Annotated in this window: 2 protein-coding genes and 1 pseudogene; 1 reads left to right on the top strand and 2 read right to left on the bottom strand. The window is 62.7% G+C overall.

The window, feature by feature from the left end; genetic code table 11:
- Window positions 1-236: pseudogene (locus tag EN749_RS35150) on the bottom strand (oxidoreductase); the annotation flags it as partial.
- A gap of 117 nt (window positions 237-353) precedes the next feature.
- Here EN749_RS35150 and EN749_RS35155 point away from each other — a divergent pair.
- The gene (locus tag EN749_RS35155) at window positions 354-1,163 is read left to right on the top strand and encodes a helix-turn-helix transcriptional regulator (protein WP_128364892.1); all 810 of its coding nucleotides are present in this window, start codon (window positions 354-356) and stop codon (window positions 1,161-1,163) included.
- Between the two features lie 69 nt (window positions 1,164-1,232).
- On the opposite strand, the gene EN749_RS35160 is transcribed toward EN749_RS35155, so the two are convergent.
- Window positions 1,233-1,741 (bottom strand): NAD-binding protein (locus tag EN749_RS35160; RefSeq protein ID WP_189367941.1); only part of this gene is annotated, 509 nt, incomplete at its 5' end.

Below are 1,741 nucleotides of genomic sequence, written 5' to 3' on the forward strand. Positions count from 1 at the left end.
ACGCGGGCGCCAACGGCCGGCCCTGAGCCATCGGCTGCTGCCCGTTCGACGATCCCAGCGATGTCCTGGCCGGGTATCCAGCCGTTCGGCCGTATGCTGAGCAGGCGCAGTTCGCCGCGGTTCAACGAGGTCGCGTGGACCGAGACAAGCGCCTCGTTCGAGGCCGGTTGAGGCTCGGCAAGCTCCGAGATGCTCAGTCCGGTCGCGCTGCCGGAGGAGATGACGAGGGCGAGCATGGTTCATACCTCTTGGCTGCGCGGCGGTCGCACCGCTCATTCGCAAATGTACCTTATCGACTTTTGCCTTTGAATAATTTAGATATGAAGGCAATTGATCGCTAAAAACCGTCAATCATGAAGCAGCCTCTCAGCTACCCCTGGCTCGATTTCGATGTGGATGACCTTTCCGCGCCTGCGATTGCCGTGCGCGTCGATATCCCAGAGACCAGAGCGGAGGTACCCTCCCATTGGCACCGCAAGGGCCAACTCGTTTTCGCGCTTGCAGGCGGCGTCACATGCCGCGTCCCAAGCGGTCTATGGATGGTGCCGCCGCATTGCGGGGTGTGGATCCCCGGCGGCATGGAGCACAGCAATGTCGCAACCGCCAACGCCCGGATTTTTTTCGTCTACATAGAGCCGGGAGCGGCCGACCTGCCGGAGCGGTGCTGCACGCTTTCGACCTCGCCACTGCTGCGCGAATTGATCATCGAGCTTTCCGATCGGTTGCAGGACGACGAGGCGAGGGGCGAACTCTTGACCAAAATGCTGCTCACCGAATTGCCACGCATGCCTGTCCAGCAATTGCACCTGCCGATCTCATCCGAGCCGCGCTTGAACAGGATCGCCGAGGCGTTGGCGCAAGACCCTGCCGACCGCAGCACGCTGGCGGACTGGGCCAAGCGCATGGCGCTCAGCGAGAGCAGCCTCGCCCGCCTTGTGGCAAAGGAGACAGGGCTGAGTTTCGGGCGCTGGCGCCAGCAATTGCACTTGATCGTTGCAATTCGGGAACTGGCTTCCGGCAAGAGTGTCCAGCAAGTCTCGGGCGATCTCGGCTATGGTTCGGTCACGGCCTTCATCACCATGTTCAAGAAGGCGCTTGGGAAGCCGCCGGCCAAATACCTCAGTGGTATCGCGCAAAATGGCGGCTCTGCATTCGTGGCGTAATGCTCACTTGAAGGCTGGGTCGAGCCGATCGCGTTGCCAGCGCGCGAGAGTGCAGCTTGGGCTTGGGACTCAGGCCACCGATGGCTCGGCGGTTTCGCGCCTCAACTCCGGTTTGGAACCGAGAACTTCTTCCACAATCCCGCGCGCAATCTCGCGTTCACCCATGATCACCGTATCGGCGCCCAAACCCTTGAGATGTTCGACCTCGGCATCGGAATGGGCACGGGCGATGACGTTGATGCCAGGGTTGGCGGCGCGGGCTCGGAGAACGATCTGACCGGCTTCGAAGGCATTGGGGATGGCAAGGATCAGCCGGCTGGCGCCTTCGGGATTGGCGGCGGCGAACACTTCGGCATTGGCCGCATTGCCGGCGACGGTCTCGATGCTGTCCGCTTTCAGCCTCGCCAGCGTCTTGTCGGCGTCCTCGATGACCAGGAAGGGCAGTGCCGCGTCTTTCAGCGCCGAGCCGACCAGGCCACCGACACGGCCGTAGCCGATGAGGATGGCATGGCCGGTGAGTGCCGTCTTTGGCGGCGGCCCGTCCTCCCTTTTCGCCGTTGCCGCGACAGAGGCCACCT

It is taken from the genome of Mesorhizobium sp. M7A.F.Ca.ET.027.02.1.1 (genome assembly GCF_004022985.1).
Classification (GTDB): domain Bacteria; phylum Pseudomonadota; class Alphaproteobacteria; order Rhizobiales; family Rhizobiaceae; genus Mesorhizobium.

Coding starts and splice junctions, on each gene's coding strand:
- EN749_RS35155 (WP_128364892.1), top strand. CDS start 354: ATGAAGCAGCCTCTCAGCTACCCCTGGCTCGATTTCGATGTGGATGAC.